This is a genomic window from Phyllobacterium sp. OV277, assembly GCF_900104355.1.
Taxonomy (GTDB): Bacteria; Pseudomonadota; Alphaproteobacteria; order Rhizobiales; family Rhizobiaceae; genus Phyllobacterium.
The window spans coordinates 556702-577995 of sequence record NZ_FNIY01000002.1 but is presented as its reverse complement, the minus strand read 5'-3'; the positions used below and the strand labels follow the sequence as shown (position 1 = coordinate 577995).

Below are 21294 nucleotides of genomic sequence, written 5' to 3'. Positions count from 1 at the left end.
CAGCACTGGAGGGAACCGCCCGCAGAGTGGTTATTCCTCTTCGGCGTCGGTAACGCCCGGAACCGATTTGCGCGATGACGGCTTTTTCGGCGCGGCATTGCGCTCGGCCATGAAGCGATCAAACTCTTCCCGGTCCTTGGCACGGCGCAGTTCGCTCGCATAGTCTTCGAACTCGGCACGCATTTCCTCAAGCTTGCGACGCTCTTCAGCGAGGCGCTCAAGTTCTTTCTCACGCCATTCGTCAAAGGCAACATTGCCTGTGCCAAAGGAACCACGTCCGAAAGATGGGCCATTGCCGCGGCGGAACGCGCCACAGAAGCCATCGGTGGCGCGATTAATGTCGCGCTTGAAACCCTCTAGCCGGTTACCCCAAAGGATATAAGCGAGCATGGCGAAACCAAGCGGCCAGAACAGCATGAAACCAATAACCATCAGGGCGATGGTTGCAGGGGTCCAGCCTGGCCGGATCAAAGCAGCAGTGTTCATAAAACCTCTTCCTTCTCACGAAAGCCCGACCCCGATTGGTCGATTGAATACGACATGGGAGACAGATTGCGGCTTTTCAAGAAATCGTGAGCGGGAATGCGATAAGGGTTTGAAATCAGATATGTTTCTTTGCGTGATCGAAGGCAACGACAAGCAGGCCGGCAACCAGCGCCCAGAAGGCCGCGCCAATCCCGGCAATCGAAATGCCCGATGCGGTCACCGCAAAGGTCACAACGGCGGCAAGCCGCTCCGTCTCATTCTTGAGGGCAATGGTCAACGCATTGGCAAAGGCGCCGATAAGGGCAAGTCCGGCAACGAGTGCAATCAATGGAGCGGGCAGGACTGCAAAGAGCGCCACCAGTGAAGCGCCGAAAATTGCCAGTATCAGATATGAGAGTGCGTAGAACGGGCCTGTCAACCAGCGTTGCGCCGGGTCTGGATGGGCGTCGGGTCCCGTGCAGATTGCCGCCGAAATCGCCGCCATGTTACTGGTATGCGCACCGAAAGGCGCGGTTAGCAGCGAGATGAATCCTGTAACCTGCAATGCCGCTGATGTTGGCGGTTCGTAACCGGCAGCACGCAGAACTGCGAAGCCCGGCAAATTCTGCGATGCCATTGTGACAAGGTAGAGGGGAAGGGCAATACCGATAATCGCTCTGGTATCGAACACCGGCATGATGAGCGTGAGAGTTGAAAGGCCGATATCCGGCACATTGGCGACACGGCCGCTTGCGAAGGCAAACAGAATTCCGCCGAAAAGCACCGCGAGCACCGCCATGGCCGGGCTGAACAGGCGGATGACGAAGAAGAGCAATATCAGCGGTAATACAAACAGCGGATCGACGGGAATTGTTCGTGCGGCACCGGTAAGGAAGGCAAAGAGGACGCCTGCAAGCATGCCTGAAGCAATCGATGCGGGGATTTTGGAAACGAGACCCGAGACCGGCTTGACCAATCCCGTGATGATGATGGCGATCGCCGTGACAATGAAGGCGCCAACGCCCTGTTGCATGGTAAAGCCGGTGCTTGCCCCGATCAGCGCCAGACCCGGTGTCGACCACGCGGTGATGATAGGCATTTTATAGCGCCAGCTCAGATAACCCGTGCCGACAAACATGGCGAGACAGAGCGCCGTGACCCAGCTTGCTGTCTCTGCCTGTGTTGCCCCAAGCGCGTTTGCAGCCGCGATGATCAGCGCAAGCGTTCCGCCAAAGCCAACGATGGCAGCAACGACAGCAGAAGCAATCACGGAGGAGCGCATGGGTGAAACCTGTTTCGGAAGAGACTTAACGGAGCGGTGGGCGGGGTTTTGAGTGTTCGACCATGGATGCCACGGTGCGGGTGAGAAGCTCGAGATCCTGCGGGCGTGACAGACGATGATCGCCATCACGCACCAGCGTAATCGTCACATCGTCAACCGGCAAGTGATCAAGCAGTCTCAGAGCGTGTGTATAGGGAACATCCTTGTCTTCCATGCCTTGCAGGATATGAACAGGGCAATCGGTCTGGATAACACCTTTGAGAACCTGATTGGCCTTGCCGTCGTCAAGCAGGGCTTTGGTATAAATATAGGGCTCATGCGAATATTCGGATGGCTCTTCCATATAGCCCCGCTCGGTAAGCTGGCGACGCTGATCCTGCGTCAGGCCCGGCTCGACCAGTTCAGACGTGAAGTCGGGGGCAGGTGCAATCAGGACCAGCCCGGCGATACGGTCACGCTCGCCAGCCTTTTGCAGTTCCTCGATCATACGCAGGGCGATCCATCCACCCATGGACGAACCGACAAGGATTTGCGGGCCTGATGAAAACTGCCTGAACACCGCAAGGCTCTGTTCAAGCCAGAGCGATATCGTTCCGTCACGAAATTCTCCTCCCGACTCGCCATGGGCGGAATAGTCATGGCGCAGGAATGCATGGTTATTGGCCTCAGCCCATTGATCCAGCCACTCCGCCTTGCTGCCGCGCATGTCGGAACGGTATCCGCCCAGCCAGACAATACCCGGCTGACGTCCCTCGCGGTGGCGCAGGGCTATCCTGATTTCATTGACCGTAAGGAATTCCGGCTGATGAGCCGCCATCTGTGAGTCTCCTCGGTGAGCCGCGTGCTTTTGCCATGCAATGGCGGATCAATAAAGCTGTCAAACAGCAATCTTCATTGTATAGAATGTGGATATTCCTATATCTGAACCGGATGATTTATCCGTGAAAAGATGTTAATGAGCTAAGCCCCGCAGACAAAGCATTGCAGGCGAGGCCCGACGGTGCTATTTGCGGGACCGAAATAATTCAAGGAGACTACTGCCATTCGCCGACCCTTTAGAGCACAGGTGGTCCAGAAAGATGGACCTCGTTCAAACCGTGATATCCGGGTACCCCAGGTACAGCTCATTGATGCCGAAGGTGAAAACCACGGTATCGTTACCATTCAGGCCGCACTGGCTATGGCCGATGAGGCCGGACTCGATCTCGTCGAGATCGTGCCCAATGCCGAGCCGCCGGTGTGCAAGATTGTTGACCTTGGGAAACTGAAGTACCAGGGACAGAAGAAGGCTGCCGAGGCGCGCAAGAAGCAGAAGACGGTCGAAATCAAGGAAATCAAGATGCGACCGAACATCGACACACACGACTATGATGTGAAGATGAAGGCTATCAAGCGCTTCTTTGAGGAAGGTGACAAGGTCAAGGTAACACTGCGGTTCCGTGGTCGTGAAATGGCCCACCAGGAACTCGGAATGCGACTGCTCGACCGGGTCAAGGAAGATACGGTTGAGATTTCCAAGGTCGAGGCTGAGCCACGGCTTGAAGGCCGTCAGATGATGATGGTTCTGGCGCCGCGCTAAAACTGAACATACTTTTTGACAAGAGCCGCCTTCGGGCGGCTTTTGTCTTGAACGAACTGGATTCCAAGGGCTGACATGACGCTCACATCTCCAAAAGACATGGCCCGTTTTCAACGCCGCCGCCGCTTGGCGCTGGCAATCGTCATTCTGTTGATCCTCGCAGCCCTTCTGACAGTTCGCTCCGCCTGGGCCGATGGCTGGACGCACGAATATATCGAGGATTTCGGCATTGGTGTGATCGTTCTGGCGATCCTCGGGCGCATGTGGTGCACGCTGTATATCGGTGGGCGCAAGAGTTCGGAGATCGTTCGTCTTGGGCCATACTCCATGAGCCGCAACCCGCTCTATGTGTTCAGCACACTCGGCGCCTTTGGTATTGGCATGATGACCGGCAGCCTGACTGTGGCATTCATACTGGCTGCTCTTTGCTATATTGCCTTCCATTTCGTCATCGTTGCCGAGGAAGGTTATCTGGAGAGTGTTTTCGGCGAGACTTATCTTGCCTACAAGCGTGAAGTGCCGCGTTTCTTCCCCAATATCAGACTGTACCGGGAGGCCGAGGTTTTGACCGTAAAGTCTTCCATGCTCTACAAGACATTGGCCGATGGACTGGTTTTTTTCATTTCCTATCCTTTGCTCGAGTTCGTCGAATATCTGCAATCAACCAATATCGTGCCTGTTCTCTTCCGATTGTATTGAATTTTTCAGAAGTCTCTGATGATTCAACAGTTGCGCTTTTTCCGGCTTCTGGGTATAAGGCCGCGTTCAAACCGCCCGGCAGGGCATGCCGTGGCGGTTTTGCATGCTTTCAGACTTTGGTCGGTCTGAAGTAAAATCAGAAGGGTCCGGCTCCATTGGAGTGACAGGGAACCCTAGAAATAGGAGTAGCAAAATGCCCAAAATGAAGACCAAATCGGCTGCCAAGAAACGGTTCAAAATCACCGGAACTGGCAAAATCAAAGCCGCCGCCGCTGGCAAACGCCATGGCATGATCAAACGTTCGAACAAATTCATTCGTGACGCACGTGGCACAATGGTACTCGCCGATGCCGATGCGAAAATCGTGAAGAAGTTCTTGCCCAACGGCCTTTAAGCCGACAGCGACGTTTAAGGAGATCATATCATGGCACGTGTAAAACGGGGCGTTACGTCCCACGCCAAGCATAAAAAAGTTCTGAAGCAGGCTGAGGGTTTCCGCGGCCGCCGCAAGAATACCATCAAGACTGCAAAAGCTGCCGTCGATCGTTCAAAGCAGTACGCTTACCGCGACCGCAAGAACAAGAAGCGTACATTCCGCGCTCTGTGGACCCAGCGTATCAACGCTGCTGTTCGTGAGCATGGCCTGACATACAGCCGTTTCATCGACGGTCTGAGCAAGTCCGGTATCGAGGTTGACCGCAAGGTTCTGTCGGATCTCGCGATCCACGAGCCAGCAGCATTCGGCGCACTCGTGGCTTCTGCCAAGAAGGCACTCGAATACCTCAAGAACACCACACCGAATGCTTTTGAAGGCGCTGTCCACTAAGCCAGCCGCCGCTCCCAAAGCACATTCGGAATATAGACTTGGGAAACCCGCGCTGGCTCGGCTGGCGCGGGTTTTTCAATTTTCTGCATTGAATTGATCGCATAATCGCTCAAGACGCGAAACAGGTGAGAAGCATGGACGATCTGGTACAACTGGAAAGCGCGCTGGTCGCGCAGATTGAGGCAGCCAATGACGAAGCGGCCATCGAGGCCGTCCGTGTCGCCGCGCTTGGCAAGAAAGGCTCGATTTCGGAAAAGCTGAAATCGCTGGGCTCCATGTCGCCGGAAGAACGGCAGACGCAGGGACCGGCCATCAACGGTTTGAAGAACCGTGTCACCGAGGCTCTTGCCAGCCGCAAAGGCACGCTGAAAGACGCTGCGATTACCGAACGCCTTGAAAAGGAAAAGCTGGATGTCACCCTGCCCGTGCGCACAGCACCGGCCGAGCGCGGGCGCATCCATCCGATCAGTCAGGTGGTTGATGAAATCACGGCGATCTTTGCCGATATGGGTTTTTCAATTGCTGAAGGCCCTGATGTCGAGACCGACTATTACAATTTCACCGCGCTGAATTTTCCGGAGGGGCATCCGGCACGGGAGATGCACGATACGTTTTTCTTCAACCCGGACGAAAATGGCGAGCGCAAGCTTTTGCGCACCCATACAAGCCCCGTGCAGATCCGCACCATGGAAAAGCAGAAGCCGCCGATTCGCATTGTCATTCCCGGCAAGACGTATCGTATGGATTCCGATGCAACGCACTCACCGATGTTCCATCAGGTGGAGGGGCTTGTCATCGACAAGACGGCCAATGTCGCCAACATGAAGTGGGTTCTGGAGGAGTTCTGCAAATCCTTCTTCGAGGTTCCCTCATTGCAGATGCGCTTCCGCCCATCCTTCTTCCCGTTCACCGAGCCATCGCTGGAAGTCGATATCCAGTGCGACCGCTCCGGCAATGAAGTGAAGTTTGGTCAGGGCACCGATTGGATGGAAATCCTGGGTTGCGGCATGGTTCATCCGAATGTCCTGCGACACGCCGGGCTTGATCCTGATGAGTATCAGGGCTTTGCCTGGGGCATGGGCATTGATCGCATCGCCATGCTCAAATATGGCATGCCGGATCTGCGTGACTTCTTCGACGCCGATGTTCGCTGGCTGCAGCATTACGGCTTCCGCCCGCTCGACATGCCGACATTGTTCGGTGGCCTGAGCGCGTGACCGCGCTTCCAGGCAATGCTGGCGGGTTTCGCCTGACATGGACCTTTTATGCGAGCGGTTTCGCCTTGTCGAAATCCTCAGACGCTGAAATCGAGAAACGAGTGAAATCATGAAATTCACCCTCTCCTGGCTAAAAGATCATCTCGAAACCGAGGCTTCCCTCGGCGAGATTGTCGATGCTCTGACCATGATTGGTCTTGAAGTGGAATCGCTGGATGACAAGGCGGCGCTAAAGCCGTTTGTCATCGCCAAGGTGTTGACCGCCGCGCGACATCCGGATGCGGACAAGCTGCAGGTGCTGACCGTTGATACGGGCGACGGCAAGCCGTTGCAGGTTGTCTGCGGTGCACCCAATGCGCGTGCGGGCCTGATCGGTGCCTTCGCTGCACCCGGAGCCTATGTTCCGGGCATCGATGTCACTCTGTCTGTCGGCAAGATTCGCGGTGTCGAAAGCCACGGCATGATGTGCTCGGAGCGCGAGCTGCAAATGTCCGATGAGCACAATGGCATTATCGATCTGCCAGATGATGCGCCTGTCGGTACCAGCTTTGCTGCCTATGCCGGTCTTGACGATCCGGTCATCGAGATCAATCTGACGCCAAATCGTCCCGATTGCACCAGCATTTACGGCATTGCCCGTGATCTGGCTGCGGCGGGTCTTGGCAAGCTCAAAAGCGGCGCTGTGGAGCCTGTCAAAGGCACCGGTGCTGCTTCGGTCAGTGTGGCGTTCGATTTCGGTGATCGTGCGCCGATGTGTGAAGGCTTTGCCCTGCGCACCGTCAAAGGTGTCAAGAATGGTCCGAGCCCGAAATGGCTGCAGCAGCGGCTGATTGCCATTGGCCTGCGTCCCATCAATGCGCTTGTTGATATTACCAACTACATCACCTTCGATCGTGGCCGTCCGCTGCATGTGTTCGATGCCGACAAGGTCAAAGGCAATCTCACCGTGCGCTGGGCGCAGGAAGGCGAGACGATCCTTGGTCTTAACGGCAAGGAATATACGCTGAACCCCGAAATCGGCGTTATCGCCGATGCGGAAGGTGTGGAGTCGCTTGCGGGTGTGCTCGGCGGCGAACATTCCGGCTGTGACGAGAACACAACCAATGTTGTGGTTGAATCCGCCCTTTGGGATGCGATGAATATTGCCCGTACGGGCCGCAATCTCGGTATCATCACCGATGCGCGCTACCGGTTCGAACGCGGTGTTGATCCGGAATTCATGGTGCCCGGCCTCGAGCTTGCAACGCATATGATCCTTGAACTGTGCGGCGGTACGCCGTCAGCAGCTGAGGTTGTCGGGTATAAGGGCTTCACGCCAAAGTCGGTCAAATTCCCGGCGGCAGAGGTGAAGCGCCTCACCGGTATCGAAGTGCCAACGCAGACAAGCCTCGATATTCTCACCCGTCTCGGCTTCCAGCCAAAAGGCACCGGTGAAGTGGTCGATGTGCTCGTTCCATCGTGGCGGCCGGATGTGGATGGCAAGGCTGATCTGGTGGAAGAGGTCATGCGTATTCATGGCGTCAACCGTATTGAACCGCAGCCACTGCAAACCCATGCGACAGTCAATGGCAAGATCCTGACGATCCTGCAGATCCGTACCCGCAATGCCAAGCGGGCGCTCGCCTCGCGCGGGATGATGGAAGCTGTCACATGGTCGTTCATTTCGGAGGAACAGGCAAAGCTGTTCGGCGGCGGTCAGCCTTCGTTGAAGCTTGCCAACCCGATTGCTGCGGACATGTCCGATATGCGGCCTTCGCTGCTGCCGAGCCTTCTGGCTGCTGCCCAGCGCAATGCCGATCGTGGCTTCAATGACATTGCTCTGTTCGAGGTTTCCGGCACCTATGAAGGCAATACACCGGAAACCCAGCGCCGCGTTGCCGCCGGTATACGGCGCGGCACGGCGAAGCTGGATGGCTCTGGCCGCCATTGGTCCGGCAATGCCTCACCTGTCGGTGTGTTCGATGCCAAGGCCGATGCCCTTGCCGTGCTTGAAGCTTGCGGTGCGCCTGTTGACAAGCTGCAGATCGAAAGCGGTGGCCCGGCCTGGTATCATCCCGGCCGTTCCGGCACGATCAAGCTCGGGCCAAAGGTCGTTCTGGGCACGTTCGGTGAATTCCATCCAAAGACGCTGGAAACGCTTGATGTATCGGGCGCGCTATGCGGATTTGAAATCTATGTGGATGCCATCCCCGAACCCAAGCAGAAAGCAACCCGCACCAAGCCGCCGCTGACACTGTCAGACTTCCAGACGGTGCGCCGCGATTTTGCATTCGTTGTCGACAGGTCCGTGGATGCGGCCTCTATCGTTCGCGCGGCACTGGCTGGCGACAAGAAGCTCATCGCGGGCGTTCAGGTGTTTGATCTGTTCGAAGGTCCGTCCCTGGGAGCCGACAAGAAATCTGTTGCCATTGAAGTCGCGATCCAGCCACAGGAACGCACCCTCAATGATGAGGATCTCGATGCGCTGACCAAGCGGATTGTTGAGAGCGTTGGCAAGCAGACGGGCGGCGTTTTGCGCGGGTAACAGACTGTAGGATTGTGGTTCGTGGTTCGACAAGCTCACCATGAGGGAGAGGGGTGATGAAAGGGAGCTAAATTCTGCACCCTTTGCGCGCAATCTCTGTGATTAGCGTTGCATCCTCACTCTCCCTCATGGTGAGCTTGTCGAACCACGAACCACGAACCACGAACCACGAACCACGAACCACGAACCACCAACTGAACACCACGCACAACAGTCTTGCAACTGAATCAACAAAAAAGGGGCGCACTGCGCCCCTTTTCATTTGGCTCGAACCAAAATCTATTTCTGGATGACTTTCCAGTTTTTATAGAAGATCGAATTGCTGCCCTTGAGGATGAGACCCATGAACGAAACAACGGCAGCATAAAGCCCGGGCAGATAGGACGGCCGCAGGATGTCGACGAACAGGCAATAGCGGGTCTGGTCAGTCTGGTTGACGGACTGGTGCATCAGCGTGTCATCGAAAATGAACAGCTTATCGTCTTTCCAGTAGCTCGTCGTATCGCCGCACCAGATATAAGCCGTGCGGTCATTCATATCATTGATGTTGTAAAGCACGCGGATGGTGGCGCGGATTGGCCCGAAATGCTTCGACGTCGAGTTCTTCTTGTTGAACACTGACACGCCAATAGTCTTCACGAAATTGTACTTCTCATAGAAGGACGGCACATTGGCAAAACTCGGCTGGTCTTTTCCGTACCATTTGAAGAAGAACATGCTGCGGGCCTGCTTCTCCGCGCGCTCCTGCAACTTGCCAACAAGGTTTTCCTTCTGCGTCGCTGTGATCAGCCGCTGTACTTCCGCCTGATAGGCCGTTGGCAGGTCTTCCAGCTTGTAGACGCCCTTGTTGATATAGGGCAGCGACAGGATGTCGAGAACGATATTCAGCGGCGACAGGATCCATGTGAACAGGCCATTGCCCATGAAATATTGTTCGACCATCTGCAGATCGATGTTCTTGTTACGCGACAAGTCATAAATTCCGCAGATCAGGTAAAAGATCACCAGATAGGGAACGAAATAGGCGAGAATCGCCAGTAGAACCAAACCGATAGCCCAACGTCTGATCGACTTTTTTGTTGCTTTTTCCATTATATTCCAGCTTCAGAAGGCCTGACCATCGATGAACGAACAGGGGTGGTTTGGCGTGTTAGAACGAATAAATTGCATGCACATTGCATAGCCGCCGTGAATGTTTTTTGATCCCGGCAACGGCGTGAAATAGGCCTCACGCCGTACCGTCTGTCAAGCATGTGGTTTTATAATATGAATACAGTTATCAACAAATAACCGCAACGGGCTAGATTGTTCTTGTTGCGGCGATCATTTTCAACCCCTGCCACTCGATCAGGGCAAAACAGGCAACGACAGCCGTAATTGCAAGGCTGGCGACAATACCGAGAGCTGTAAAAGCAGACGGCATCGCCATAAGAAGGGCTGGAACACCAATAACCCATAAGAGATCGGCAATGAAAACAAAGCCGACGAGTGCCCGCGATTGGGCTTTCCACCGGGAGATCAGGGCGACATCAATCGCAAACAGAACCAACGCAATACCCAGAGACGCGATCAACCAGATCGGCGCGCCGGGTATCAGATATTCTCCGGATAGTTCAGCAAAAAGCGCAAGGCCAAGCCCGGTAGCAGCAGTCAGTACTGCATTGATCATCAGGCCATCTTTCAAATTGACTTTGGTCATTTCATTCTCCTTCGTTTGCGTTGGTATTGGAGAATGCAAGGGTAAAGTAATCAAAACAATTACCTCTGAGGTAGTGTTTAATACGAAGTGTTTGCAGCAAATATTATGGGAAACAAGGAGCGATGATGGAGTTTGGTGACCACCTCAAGCAATGGCGTTCGCACCGGCATATGAGCCAGATGAATCTGGCATTGGAGGCCGGTATATCTTCTCGTCATCTGTCATTTCTGGAAACCGGTCGGGCCAGGCCCTCGGAAGGCATGATCATCCGCATTTGCGAAGCGCTGGAATTGCCATTCAAGATTCAGAACGAACTGTTCGGTGCCGCCGGTTTTGCACCGCGTTATCTCTCCGCCGAGCGGGAAGGTGTGGCAGGGCTGCCTGTGCTAATCCGCGACACGCTTAACATGATCCTTGAACGGCACGCGCCATGGCCAGCTGTCGCGTTCAATGCGGATCACGATATTCTTGCGGCCAATGTGGGGTTCATGGCTCTGGCGGGAACTCTGGGCATCCCCGTTGCGCCGGGTGTCAACATTTTGGCGCTGGTGCTTGATCCGGGCCCCGTGCGCAGGGCAGTCGCCAATTGGCCAGAGGTTGCATTGCTGTTTCTCAAGCGCGCTCGCAACGAGGCACGGCTTTATGGTCCGAAAAGCCAGTTGGCCAAACGTATTGCTGATTACGAAAGCAATGCGGAGATTTCAGCCCTTCTGCGCAATGATGAAAGCGAACGAAATCCGCCGCCGATTATCACAGTCAAATTACATTTCGGCGATGCGGTGACCAACTGGATCACCACGCTCACGGCATTCGGCACCGCGCAGGAGGTTTTGACGGAAGGCATTTTCATTGAGCAATATTTCCCGGCAGATGATGCTACGCGGGTAATCGCTGGAAGTATGGGACGCTGAGCATACAGCGTCCCATTGTTCATATCAGCCGTTCACGAGAGCAAGGGCGGCGTCAGTATAACGATTGCCGGCAACCTGCGTCGGTGACAATGCATCACCAATCTTTTTCAAGTCAGCTGGCGAGAGGGAAATATTGGCCGCCGCCGCATTCTCTTCCAGATGCTTGATCTTGCGGGCACCGGGGATTGGCACAATGAAGTCACCCTGATGCAGCACCCAGGCAAGGGCGAGTTGTGCCGGTGTGATGCCCTTGTCCTCGGCCAATCCCCGCAGTGTGGCGATCAGGGCCGCATTGGCATCCATGTTTTCAGCCTGGAAGCGCGGCAAGGTCTTGCGCCAATCATCGGCACCCAGCTCATCCGGCTTGTTGATCGTGCCGGTAAGAAGTCCACGACCCAGCGGGCTATAGGGGACAAAGCCGATGCCAAGCTCACGGCAGACGGCAAGCACTTCATCCTCGGGTTCGCGGCTCCATAGGGAGTATTCGCTCTGGACGGCGGCAATCGGATGCACCTTGTGGGCGCGGCGGATCGTGGCGGCACTGGCCTCGGACAGACCAAGGGCTTTCACCTTGCCCTGTTGTACCAGCTCCGCCATAGCGCCAACCGTGTCCTCGATCGGCACAGTCGGATCAACACGGTGCTGGTAGAACAGGTCAATCTGTTCAATGCCAAGCCGTCCGAGTGATGCCTCAGCCACCGCTTTGAGATGTTCCGGATGGCTGTTGACGCCGATCATGCGTGATAGGCCAACCCCTTCATCCGAAATCTTGAAACCGAATTTGGTGGCGATCACGACCTCGTCGCGACGGCCCTTCAAAGCCTTACCGACAAGGATTTCATTGTCGAAGGGACCATAGACTTCGGCTGTGTCGAAAAAGGTCACACCGAGATCCACTGCGCGGTGCAGCGTGCGGATCGCATCGGCCTCATCCTGTCCGCCATAGGCAAAGGTCATGCCCATGCAACCAAGGCCAACTGCTGATACGCTAAGTTCCGTTCCGAGTTTGCGCTTTTCCATCACTGATCTCCTTTTGATGTGGTGGAGGCAACTTAGGCTGCGGATCAGTGTTCGATAATTCCCTTAAGTTTTTACAGCTTGTTCTATATAATAGATCAATGGATCGCTCTCATCTGCCTCAACTCGCTGTCTTCGCCACCGTTGCCGCCTGCGGTGGCTTTCGTGGCGCGGCCAAAGAGCTTGGCATCGCACCATCAGCAGTCAGTCATGCAATCTCAATGCTGGAGCAGAATCTCGGCGTCAGGCTTCTGGCGCGAACCACACGCAGTGTTAAAGTGACGGAGGAAGGCGCGCTGCTTTTGCGGCGGCTTCGCCCGGCACTGGCCGAAATCGATCTAGCGCTCGACGCAGCCAAGGAAGCCAACAACCGCATAGCCGGAACTTTGCGCTTAAGTGTGCCACCCTTTGCCGCCCATTGGCTGCTGGCCTCACGCCTGGCCGCATTCGCTGCGGCCTATCCGGGGGTAACTCTGGAAGTGCGCGTAGAGGAGCCGTTCAACGATATTGTTGCCGCAGGCGTCGATGCGGGCATGCGGCTCGGCGAAAGTCTGGAACCGGACATGATCGCCGTGCGGATGAGTGATCCGATCAAGGCCAGCATCGTCGCTTCGCCAGACTATTTCGAAAAATGCCCAATTCCGCTGCATCCGCACGATCTTGCCAATCATCAGTGTATCCGCCGCCGTTTTGCCAGCGGACAGATTTATCGCTGGGAGTTCGAGAAGGATGGCGAGGAAATCGTCATGGAAATGGGCGGGCCATTGATTCTCGGCGATGACCATCTGGTCATTCAGGCAGCGCTTGATGGAGCGGGCGTGGCTTTCCTGCTGGAATATATGGCACCCGAAGCCATTACCGATGGTCGGTTGCAGCGCGTGCTTGATGACTGGTGCGCGCCATTCCCCGGGGTCTATCTCTATTACCCCAGCCGCCGCCAGATGCGGCCCGCCTTGCGCGCTTTTATCGATTTCTTCAAAGTCTGAGCCTGCGCTTCTTTCCATTCCGTCTTGCCTTGTCTAGGTTGCCACCCGACGAAGAGGAGAGAAGTCATCATGTTCCGTTGGGGTATTCTGTCGACAGCAAAAATCGGGGTTACGGCTGTTATTCCAGCCATATGCGATGCGGAGAACTCGATCCTCTCAGGTGTCGCCAGCCGCGATCTTTTGAAGGCGCAGGCCGTGGCTGAGCGATTCGGTGCACCGCACGCCTTTGGTTCCTACGAAGCCATGCTCGCTTCGCCCGATATTGATGGGGTCTATATCCCGCTCCCGACGTCCCAGCATGTGGAATGGTCGGTGAAAGCGGCGGAAGCTGGCAAGCATGTTCTCTGCGAAAAGCCGATCTCGCTGCATTCGGGTGAAATTGCGGCTCTGCAACGCGCGCGTGATACCCATGGCGTGCTGATTGCCGAGGCTTTCATGGTGACCTACCATCCACAATGGCTGAAAGTGCGCGATCTTATCGCCGAAGGTGCCATCGGCCGCCTGCGTCAGGTTCAGGGTGCTTTCACTTATTTCAACAAGGATGCCGGCAATATGCGCAATCAGCTGTCGCTTGGCGGCGGTGCCCTGCCGGATATCGGGGTTTATCCGACTGTGGTCACCCGCTTCGTGACCGGCAAGGAGCCGGGCAGGGTTTCGGCCAATGTGGAACGCGATGCGGATTTCGGCACCGACTGCTATGCCAGCGTGCGTGCCGATTTCAACGGTTTCGAACTGTCTTTCTATATCGCCACCCAGCTCGCCGCGCGCCAACTGATGGTTTTCCATGGCGATGAAGGGTTTATCGAGGTGCATGGACCGTTCAACACGGGCAAATATGATCACGCCCGAATCACCCTGCACAATCAGAACCACACTGGTGCCACCGAATGGACTTTCGGCGATGTGAACCATTATCGCCTGCAGATCGAGGCGTTTGCCCGTGCGGCAAAGGGCGAAGATGCTGGCGTGTTTTCGCTTGAGAGTTCAGTTCTCAACCAGAAGCTGATCGATGCAATCTATCGCGCCGGGGAAACCGGTGATTGGGAGGCCGTAGCATGATTGGTCATCATTCCCTCAAGCGTATCGCCTGCACGATATTGGCTGTTACCCTGTGGGTCGCGGCCCTTCCAGCCTATGCGCAAAGCAACGACAAAGTCATTTCCGTTGACAATGCAGACCCGGATATGAACGCGGCGATAGAGCAGGCACGCAAAGGCCTTGATAAATTCATTGTGCTGTCAAAGACACCGCCAAAAGGAACGAACGGGTACAAACTCAAGGTCATGGTCCACGATGGAGCTAAAGTGGAGCATTTCTGGGTTACGCCATTTCACACAACCAAGGATGGGTTTGAGGGCACCCTGGCCAACGAGCCGGAGGTCGTTACCAATGTAACGGCCGGCCAGAATCTCAAATTTACCCGCAATGACATATCCGACTGGGGATACACCAAAAACGGTCGTCAGATTGGTAGCTACACGGTCTGTGTACTCTTCAAAAAGATGACGAAAGAAGAAGCCGACTTCTATCGCAATAATTACGGTTTCGACTGCTGAAGCCGGGAGGCTGTTACCAATAGACGCCGCCTCGCGCCACATGCACGCGCGGGTTGGCATCCGGTGTATTGAGACTTCTGGGGCAAGCTTCGCATTCCGCTTCGGGGCCCGATACCACCGGCTTGCCGGACTGGGTGTTGAGTAGCGACAGGATTTCCAGATTGCTGGAATTCCAGCGCCCGTGCTGACCGCTGATCTGCGGCACAGGCGAAGGGCGGGTGCGGATACGGTCCTGCGGCTTGACGGCAAGCGTCAGCAGAATATCGTCAGGCAGCGCCTCGCCGCGCGCGACAACACCTGATGCATCTTTCAACGCCTTCAGCCTCTCCACGCGGGTGTCTGTCAGTGGGTGCGTGCGCAGGATTGACGGATCGGGAATGCGCCCGCCCGGCAGGATGAGATTTTCCCAGAGTTTGCCCTGGGCTTTTTCCAGTTTCACCAGCGCCTGTGCCAGCCCATCGGGATCTCCGGTTAGAAGTGCGGCGCCAAGATCCGCATCAAATTCGCGGGTGCGCGACAATGCCATCTGCAAAAGGCCGCCAACCGTGGGGGCGACAAGCAGAATCAGCACGCCAAGCCAGGGAATTTGTGCGTGCGCGCCGCTTGCCAGAAAAGTGATATTGAACAGCAGCGATACGATGCCGATTGTCGACATCAGCGAGGTAAAGCGCGAGACCGTATCGGCAAGCGCCATGACCTTGAGGTCTTCATTGCGGATATGACTGATTTCATGGGCCAGCACGCCGGTAAGTTCCCGAGCGGTCAGCACCCGAATCAGTTGATCAGTGACGGCAACCACGGAATTGTCTTTCCGCCCGACCGCAAAGGCATTCATCATCCTTGACGGTATGACATGCAGTTCGGGGACATCAGGCAAACCGGCGCGGCGGGACAATTCTTCCACAATGGCAAGACCTTGCGGGAACTCGGCCCGCGTAACCGCCCTTGCTTTATACATTTTCAGCACCATTTGAGGACTAATGCGCCTGATGGCGACAAGGCTTATTGCGCCGAAAACAAAGGCGTAGATAATGCCTGCAGGACCCGCCAGCGTAAAAGCGCAGACAACGAGCAATGCCAGACTTCCGGCGAGAAGCAGCCATGTGTGCAGTGTATTGATCAACTGGCTGCGCCGGTGTTCGGGAAGGTTGAAGTGAAGGGTATCATCGGTCATAGGCGATATATGGCGCTAAAAAGCCGGTTTGCCGAGTCTTTTAAGGCAATTAGGCGTGTAAATGCCGCAGCTTCTGACTTGCATGGTAATTTCAGCCTTCTTATATAGCCAACAACACGTAAGTATGGCTCGCCGTAGTCGTCTTGCATTGTTTAACCCCCCTAGGGGCTGCTGAATGGAATGCTCGGCAGAGGTCCCGGCAGCCTGCTGAATGGAGAGAAGTATAATGGCTAAAGTTATCGGTATCGATTTGGGTACGACCAATTCCTGCGTCTCCGTCATGGACGGAAAGAGCGCGAAGGTCATCGAGAATGCGGAAGGTGCACGCACAACACCTTCGATCATCGCTTTTACGGATAGTGATGAGCGCCTTGCTGGCCAGCCGGCCAAGCGTCAGGCTGTCACCAATCCAGAAGGAACTGTCTTTGCGGTCAAGCGTCTGATCGGTCGCCGTTTTGACGATCCGACCGTTGAAAAAGACAAGAAGCTTGTGCCTTACGAAATCGTCAAAGGCGACAATGGCGACGCATGGGTAGAAGTTCACAAGCAGAAATATTCGCCTTCGCAGATTTCCGCGATGATTCTGCAGAAGATGAAGGAAACGGCGGAAGCCTATCTGGGCGAAAAGGTCGAGAAGGCTGTTATCACCGTTCCTGCTTACTTCAATGATGCCCAGCGTCAGGCCACCAAGGATGCGGGCAAGATTGCCGGTCTTGAAGTCCTGCGCATCATCAACGAGCCGACCGCTGCTGCCTTGGCCTATGGCCTGGACAAGAAGGAAGGCAAAACCATCGCCGTATACGATCTGGGCGGCGGCACGTTCGACGTTTCGGTTCTGGAAATCGGCGACGGCGTTTTCGAAGTAAAATCGACCAATGGCGATACGTTCCTTGGCGGTGAAGATTTCGACATGCGTCTGGTCGAGTACTTTGCAGCCGAGTTCAAGAAGGAACAGGGTATCGACCTGAAGAACGACAAGCTTGCCCTGCAGCGCCTCAAGGAAGCTGCGGAAAAGGCCAAGATCGAACTTTCCTCGGCACAGCAGACCGAAATCAACCTGCCATTCATCACCGCTGATGCTTCCGGACCGAAGCACCTGACGATGAAGCTGTCGCGCGCCAAGTTCGAAAGCCTGGTTGACGATCTGGTTCAGCGCACCGTCGAGCCCTGCAAGGCAGCGCTCAAGGATGCGGGCCTCAAGGCTGGTGAAATCGATGAAGTGGTTCTCGTCGGCGGTATGACCCGCATGCCGAAGATTCAGGAAGTCGTAAAGGCTTTCTTCGGCAAGGAACCCCACAAGGGCGTGAACCCTGATGAAGTTGTTGCCATGGGCGCAGCTATTCAGGCCGGCGTTCTGCAGGGCGATGTCAAGGATGTTCTGTTGCTCGACGTGACACCGCTGTCCCTCGGCATTGAAACACTCGGTGGCGTGTTCACCCGTCTGATTGACCGTAACACGACAATCCCGACGAAGAAGTCGCAGACCTTCTCCACGGCAGAGGACAACCAGTCCGCCGTGACGATCCGCGTCTTCCAGGGCGAGCGCGAAATGGCTGCCGACAACAAGGCACTTGGCCAGTTCGATCTCGTTGGCATTCCGCCGGCACCACGCGGTATCCCGCAGATCGAAGTCGGTTTCGACATCGATGCCAACGGTATCGTCAATGTTTCGGCCAAGGATAAGGGCACCGGCAAGGAACATCAGATCCGCATTCAGGCTTCCGGTGGTCTTTCCGATGCCGATATCGAAAAGATGGTCAAGGATGCCGAAGCCAATGCGGAAACCGACAAGAAGCGCCGTGATGCCGTCGAATCCAAGAATCAGGCCGAAGCTCTGATCCATTCGACTGAAAAGTCGTTGAAGGATTATGGCGACAAGGTTTCTGCCGAGGACAAGCAGTCCATCGAAACGGCATTGGCCGAATTGAAGACTGCTACCGAAGGCGAAGATGCTGAAGCCATCAAGGCAAAAACACAGACTCTGGCCGAAGTTTCAATGAAACTTGGTCAGGCCATGTACGAAGCCGCACAGGCTGCCGAAGGCGAAGGCGAGGCGACCGCAGCCACGGCCAAGGAACATGACGATGTTGTCGATGCCGATTTCGAAGAAATCGACGAAAACGGCAAGAAGAAATCTGCATAATCTGCAGCACATAATCTGATGAAAAGCCCGGCCTTGTGCCGGGCTTTTTGTTTGCCTGTTTATTTCCGGCTTGCGCGCAGTGCGGAAAACGAGGTGCGACTTTCGCCTAATTGACGTCAAATGCGTGTGAACATATGAAGAACATGTGCAGATTTTTAGAGTGCCTATTGGAATCAATATTCCCATCGCGATCTCCGGCTTATTCGCGCTCCGGAGGTTGAAACCGATTATTTTATCAAAATTTTTCAAAGGATTACGCAATGAGTATCGATATCAATGTGTATACGAACGAAATTTCTGACGATCTTATTCCAGCGATTCTCGAGGAACTGAACAAGTTTGGCATGATTTGTGAGTTTCCTCCCGATTTTTCATTGGAGAGCCAATCAGGCTTCCTGCCAATCAGGTTTCGCGTGCCGAGTTCTACATTCGAGAACATGAGAGACAAGGATCTCGTGAGCGGTTTTGAGCTTTCTGTTGATGACAACGAACTGGATGAAGACGATGGCCACAGCGAGGAAGATCAGAAGAAACTCAAAACCTATCGCAAGCTGGTCAGTTTCTATTTCACCGGTGCTTCCGACAGTTTTGAACTTCGCTTTGCAAGTTTGACCAGTGCGATCATTGCGACGCTGACCCACGGCGCACTGTCAGACTGCGATTGTAAAGTCCTTTATGATGGCGCCTCCATCATGGAAGCCGCACGGGATCTGATTGCAGGTGACAGCGACCTCACGTGGCGAGAATTGGAGTACCACGAGTTCGAGGGATGGGATTAAGGTTCAAAACCGTCTCGCATCCTGTTGACGAGCTTATACGTCTCTCATGGCGCTTCCTGAGCCTGTCGAAGGATCAATCGCGTACGGCATCGCATTTTCCGTATCGTTTTCAAATATTTGCATCAAGATCGTGCATGGTTCGACAGGTTCACCATGAGGGAGATGGGCAGGTTGCAGGGTGCTATGATCTGCGACGTTCGCGATTAGCGTTGCGGCCAACGCTCTCCCTCATGGTGAGCCTGTCGAACCATGCACGATCTTGATGCAACAAGAAACTGTGTTCAACACCTGCAACATTGGCAGATGCAAACACCCCCCTCTGTCCTGTCGGACATCTCCCCCACAAGGAGGAGATCACATTCACATCGACGCCTTTGCACAATTTGAAACGTTTTCGATTGTGCAAAGGCAGTAGTGACAGCTGATCTCCCCCCTTGTGGGGGAGATGTCCGACAGGACAGAGGGGGGTGAGCACCACTGTGAACGCCACCCAAACCACCATTCTCAAAAAAATCACCACCAACTTATCCACGTTTCTCCAACCTCGCTTATTCTGATGGGGTCCTTTCCGGCGGGAATGCTTCCGGAAACTATTCGAAGTCAGGAAAGGACCGGCGCTTCTGTTTGCGGGTGGTAGTCTCGCAAGCTGGAGAGGTCCGCTCTTATGCCGGTACTGAGCCTGACAGCCAGGAAACCGGTGAAGAGCGGGAACACAAATCGCCGGGGCGGGTGGTCCAGGTGCTTTTCTGATTAAATGGAACACGTTCTATTTAGCCAATAAGAAAAGCTCCGGGGAGCATACTCACCGCAACACCAACCAAAGACTTCAGCGCTCCCGATGGACCGCCCGTCTTTCCCACTTTTCCAATGGCCAGACGCGAAAGCGGGTGTGGCAACGGGGAAGCATAATCTGGTTGGCTGCAAAAACCATTGTTGCGCCCTTCGACAAGCTCACCATGAGGGAGGGTGAGGATTGCAATGCACATCGACAATTCTGCAGAACTTGACTCCCTTGCATCCACCCTCTCCCTCATGGTGAGCTTGTCGAACCTCGAACCACGAACCACGCGCAACACACCTTCAAGAGGGGATGATCAGGCATTTTGTATTTCATAAGTGCATAAAACCGTGGAAGGATTGCCACACAAACGCAATAATGCGCAAATATGCGGCACTTGGAGCGAATCAATCCAAGAAGGCTATGGCATTCCGGGCGTTGAGCACCTAAATACCGCTCTAAAACAAGCTTCTGCGTGAGGCTTTATGATTTCATGGAACGAGTGTTTGGATGAAGGCTGACTATTACGAAACCCTCGGCGTAGCGAGAGGCGCTGATGAGAAGGAGCTCAAGAGCGCTTTCCGTAAACTGGCGATGCAATATCACCCCGACAAGAATCCGGGCGATGAAAAGGCCGAGCACAAATTCAAGGAAATCGGCGAAGCTTACGAAACGCTGAAAGACCCCAACAAGCGCGCGGCCTATGACCGGTTCGGTCACGCTGCGTTTGAAAATGGTGGTATGGGCGGCGGAGGCGGCGGTTTTGGCGGCGCCGGTGGTTTTGCCGATATTTTCGAAGACATTTTCGGCGAGATGATGGGCGGTGGCCGCCAGCGTCGCTCCGGTGGCCGCGAACGTGGCGCTGACCTTCGCTACAATATGGAAATCACGCTTGAGGAGGCCTATGCGGGCAAGACAGCCCAGATCCGCGTGCCAACCTCCATCACATGTGATGAATGTTCCGGCAGCGGCGCCAAGCCGGGCACATCACCCGTCACGTGCAACACCTGTGGCGGTTCCGGCCGTGTCCGGGCAGCGCAAGGCTTCTTCTCCATCGAGCGTACCTGCCCGACCTGCCATGGTCGCGGTCAGACCATCAAAGACCCCTGCACGAAATGTTCAGGTCAGGGCCGAATCACCGAAGAGCGTTCGCTGTCGGTTAACATTCCGGCGGGTATCGAAGATGGTACACGCATTCGTCTGACTGGCGAAGGCGAGGCGGGTGTCCGCGGCGGACCTTCGGGCGATCTTTATATTTTCCTGTCGCTGAAACCGCATGAGTTCTTCCAGCGGGATGGGTCGGACCTTTATTGCAAGGTGCCCATTTCCATGACCACCGCTGCGCTTGGCGGCCAGTTTGAAGTGGCGACGCTTGACGGCACGCAGACACGGGTCAAAATCCCTGAAGGCACGCAGAACGCCAAGCAGTTCCGCCTTAAAGGCAAGGGCATGCCGGTCTTGCGCCAGCCTGCCATGGGCGATCTCTATATCCAGATCGCGATCGAGACGCCGCAAAACCTCAACAAGCGCCAGCGCGAATTGCTGGAAGAGTTTGAGCGTGTGTCGTCGCAGGACAATAGCCCGCAATCATCGGGCTTCTTTGCTCGCATGAAGGAATTCTTTGAAGGACTGAGCGAGTAAATTTGTTGCCAAAGTGAG

Annotated in this window: 20 protein-coding genes; 13 read left to right on the top strand and 7 right to left on the bottom strand. The window is 55.1% G+C overall.

Annotated features, from left to right (window positions below):
* Positions 1-30 precede the first annotated feature (30 nt).
* The 3 genes from BLU05_RS08765 to BLU05_RS08755 all read right to left on the bottom strand — a co-directional run bounded on the left by BLU05_RS08765 (position 31) and on the right by BLU05_RS08755 (position 2564).
* Positions 31-486 carry a DUF2852 domain-containing protein gene (locus tag BLU05_RS08765; protein ID WP_091879302.1) on the bottom strand — a complete coding sequence of 152 codons (456 nt, stop codon included), beginning with the start codon at positions 484-486 and terminating at the stop codon, positions 31-33.
* A 115-nt stretch (positions 487-601) separates the two neighbouring features.
* Positions 602-1747: a benzoate/H(+) symporter BenE family transporter gene (locus BLU05_RS08760; protein WP_091879301.1), complete on the bottom strand. Its 1146-nt coding sequence runs from the start codon at positions 1745-1747 to the stop codon at positions 602-604.
* Between the two features lie 25 nt (positions 1748-1772).
* Positions 1773-2564, bottom strand: a complete 792-nt coding sequence (locus BLU05_RS08755) for an alpha/beta hydrolase (RefSeq protein WP_091879299.1) — start codon at positions 2562-2564, stop codon at positions 1773-1775.
* A gap of 225 nt (positions 2565-2789) precedes the next feature.
* Here BLU05_RS08755 and infC point away from each other — a divergent pair, with 225 nt between their 5' ends.
* The 6 genes from infC (at position 2790) to pheT (ending at position 8592) form a co-directional block, all read left to right on the top strand.
* Positions 2790-3326: a translation initiation factor IF-3 gene (gene infC, locus BLU05_RS08750; RefSeq protein WP_091879298.1), complete on the top strand. Its 537-nt coding sequence runs from the start codon at positions 2790-2792 to the stop codon at positions 3324-3326.
* Between the two features lie 75 nt (positions 3327-3401).
* Positions 3402-4025, top strand: a complete 624-nt coding sequence (locus BLU05_RS08745) for a methyltransferase family protein (RefSeq protein WP_091879296.1) — start codon at positions 3402-3404, stop codon at positions 4023-4025.
* A 193-nt stretch (positions 4026-4218) separates the two neighbouring features.
* Complete coding sequence (gene rpmI, locus BLU05_RS08740) at positions 4219-4419, top strand: 50S ribosomal protein L35 (protein ID WP_008127399.1); 201 nt, start codon at positions 4219-4221, stop codon at positions 4417-4419.
* 30 nt (positions 4420-4449) lie between these two features.
* Positions 4450-4851 (top strand): 50S ribosomal protein L20, encoded by a 402-nt coding sequence (gene rplT / locus BLU05_RS08735; RefSeq protein WP_091879294.1) that lies wholly within the window; start codon positions 4450-4452, stop codon positions 4849-4851.
* Between the two features lie 134 nt (positions 4852-4985).
* Positions 4986-6068: a phenylalanine--tRNA ligase subunit alpha gene (pheS, locus tag BLU05_RS08730; RefSeq protein WP_091879293.1), complete on the top strand. Its 1083-nt coding sequence runs from the start codon at positions 4986-4988 to the stop codon at positions 6066-6068.
* Between the two features lie 109 nt (positions 6069-6177).
* Positions 6178-8592, top strand: a complete 2415-nt coding sequence (gene pheT / locus BLU05_RS08725) for a phenylalanine--tRNA ligase subunit beta (protein ID WP_091879291.1) — start codon at positions 6178-6180, stop codon at positions 8590-8592.
* A gap of 279 nt (positions 8593-8871) precedes the next feature.
* Here the strand turns inward: pheT and BLU05_RS08715 are convergent, their stop codons facing one another.
* Together BLU05_RS08715 and BLU05_RS08710 are read right to left on the bottom strand one after the other, a co-directional pair.
* Entirely contained in the window at positions 8872-9684 is an 813-nt protein-coding gene (locus BLU05_RS08715; RefSeq protein WP_091879288.1) for an aspartyl/asparaginyl beta-hydroxylase domain-containing protein, read from the bottom strand.
* 208 nt (positions 9685-9892) lie between these two features.
* Complete coding sequence (locus tag BLU05_RS08710; RefSeq protein WP_091879287.1) at positions 9893-10291, bottom strand: hypothetical protein; 399 nt, start codon at positions 10289-10291, stop codon at positions 9893-9895.
* Positions 10292-10413: 122 nt separating this feature from the next.
* Between BLU05_RS08710 and BLU05_RS08705 the strand changes: the two genes are divergently transcribed.
* Positions 10414-11202, top strand: coding sequence for a helix-turn-helix domain-containing protein (locus tag BLU05_RS08705; protein WP_091879285.1), 789 nt, complete (start codon positions 10414-10416; stop codon positions 11200-11202).
* Between the two features lie 24 nt (positions 11203-11226).
* Here BLU05_RS08705 and BLU05_RS08700 read toward each other — a convergent pair whose 3' ends face one another.
* Positions 11227-12222 carry an aldo/keto reductase gene (locus tag BLU05_RS08700; RefSeq protein ID WP_091879284.1) on the bottom strand — a complete coding sequence of 332 codons (996 nt, stop codon included), beginning with the start codon at positions 12220-12222 and terminating at the stop codon, positions 11227-11229.
* 98 nt (positions 12223-12320) lie between these two features.
* On the opposite strand from BLU05_RS08700, the gene BLU05_RS08695 reads away from it, so the two are divergent.
* From BLU05_RS08695 to BLU05_RS08685, 3 genes are all read left to right on the top strand, one after another.
* Entirely contained in the window at positions 12321-13205 is an 885-nt protein-coding gene (locus BLU05_RS08695) for a LysR family transcriptional regulator (protein ID WP_091879282.1), read from the top strand.
* A 69-nt stretch (positions 13206-13274) separates the two neighbouring features.
* The gene (locus BLU05_RS08690; protein WP_091879281.1) at positions 13275-14264 is read left to right on the top strand and encodes a Gfo/Idh/MocA family protein; all 990 of its coding nucleotides are present in this window, start codon (positions 13275-13277) and stop codon (positions 14262-14264) included.
* On the top strand, positions 14261-14761 hold the full coding sequence (locus tag BLU05_RS08685) for a YegJ family protein (protein WP_091879280.1): 501 nt from the start codon (positions 14261-14263) through the stop codon (positions 14759-14761). The genes BLU05_RS08690 and BLU05_RS08685 overlap by 4 nt, the downstream gene beginning before the upstream one ends.
* Positions 14762-14774: 13 nt before the next feature.
* On the opposite strand, the gene BLU05_RS08680 is transcribed toward BLU05_RS08685, so the two are convergent.
* The gene (locus BLU05_RS08680; protein ID WP_091879278.1) at positions 14775-15935 is read right to left on the bottom strand and encodes a zinc metalloprotease HtpX; all 1161 of its coding nucleotides are present in this window, start codon (positions 15933-15935) and stop codon (positions 14775-14777) included.
* A 226-nt stretch (positions 15936-16161) separates the two neighbouring features.
* On the opposite strand from BLU05_RS08680, the gene dnaK reads away from it, so the two are divergent.
* The 3 genes from dnaK to dnaJ all read left to right on the top strand — a co-directional run bounded on the left by dnaK (position 16162) and on the right by dnaJ (position 21276).
* Entirely contained in the window at positions 16162-18078 is a 1917-nt protein-coding gene (gene dnaK / locus BLU05_RS08675; protein ID WP_091879277.1) for a molecular chaperone DnaK, read from the top strand.
* 260 nt (positions 18079-18338) lie between these two features.
* Positions 18339-18857, top strand: coding sequence for a hypothetical protein (locus tag BLU05_RS08670; RefSeq protein WP_091879275.1), 519 nt, complete (start codon positions 18339-18341; stop codon positions 18855-18857).
* A 1288-nt stretch (positions 18858-20145) separates the two neighbouring features.
* The gene (dnaJ, locus tag BLU05_RS08655; protein WP_091879271.1) at positions 20146-21276 is read left to right on the top strand and encodes a molecular chaperone DnaJ; all 1131 of its coding nucleotides are present in this window, start codon (positions 20146-20148) and stop codon (positions 21274-21276) included.
* Positions 21277-21294 lie beyond the last annotated feature (18 nt).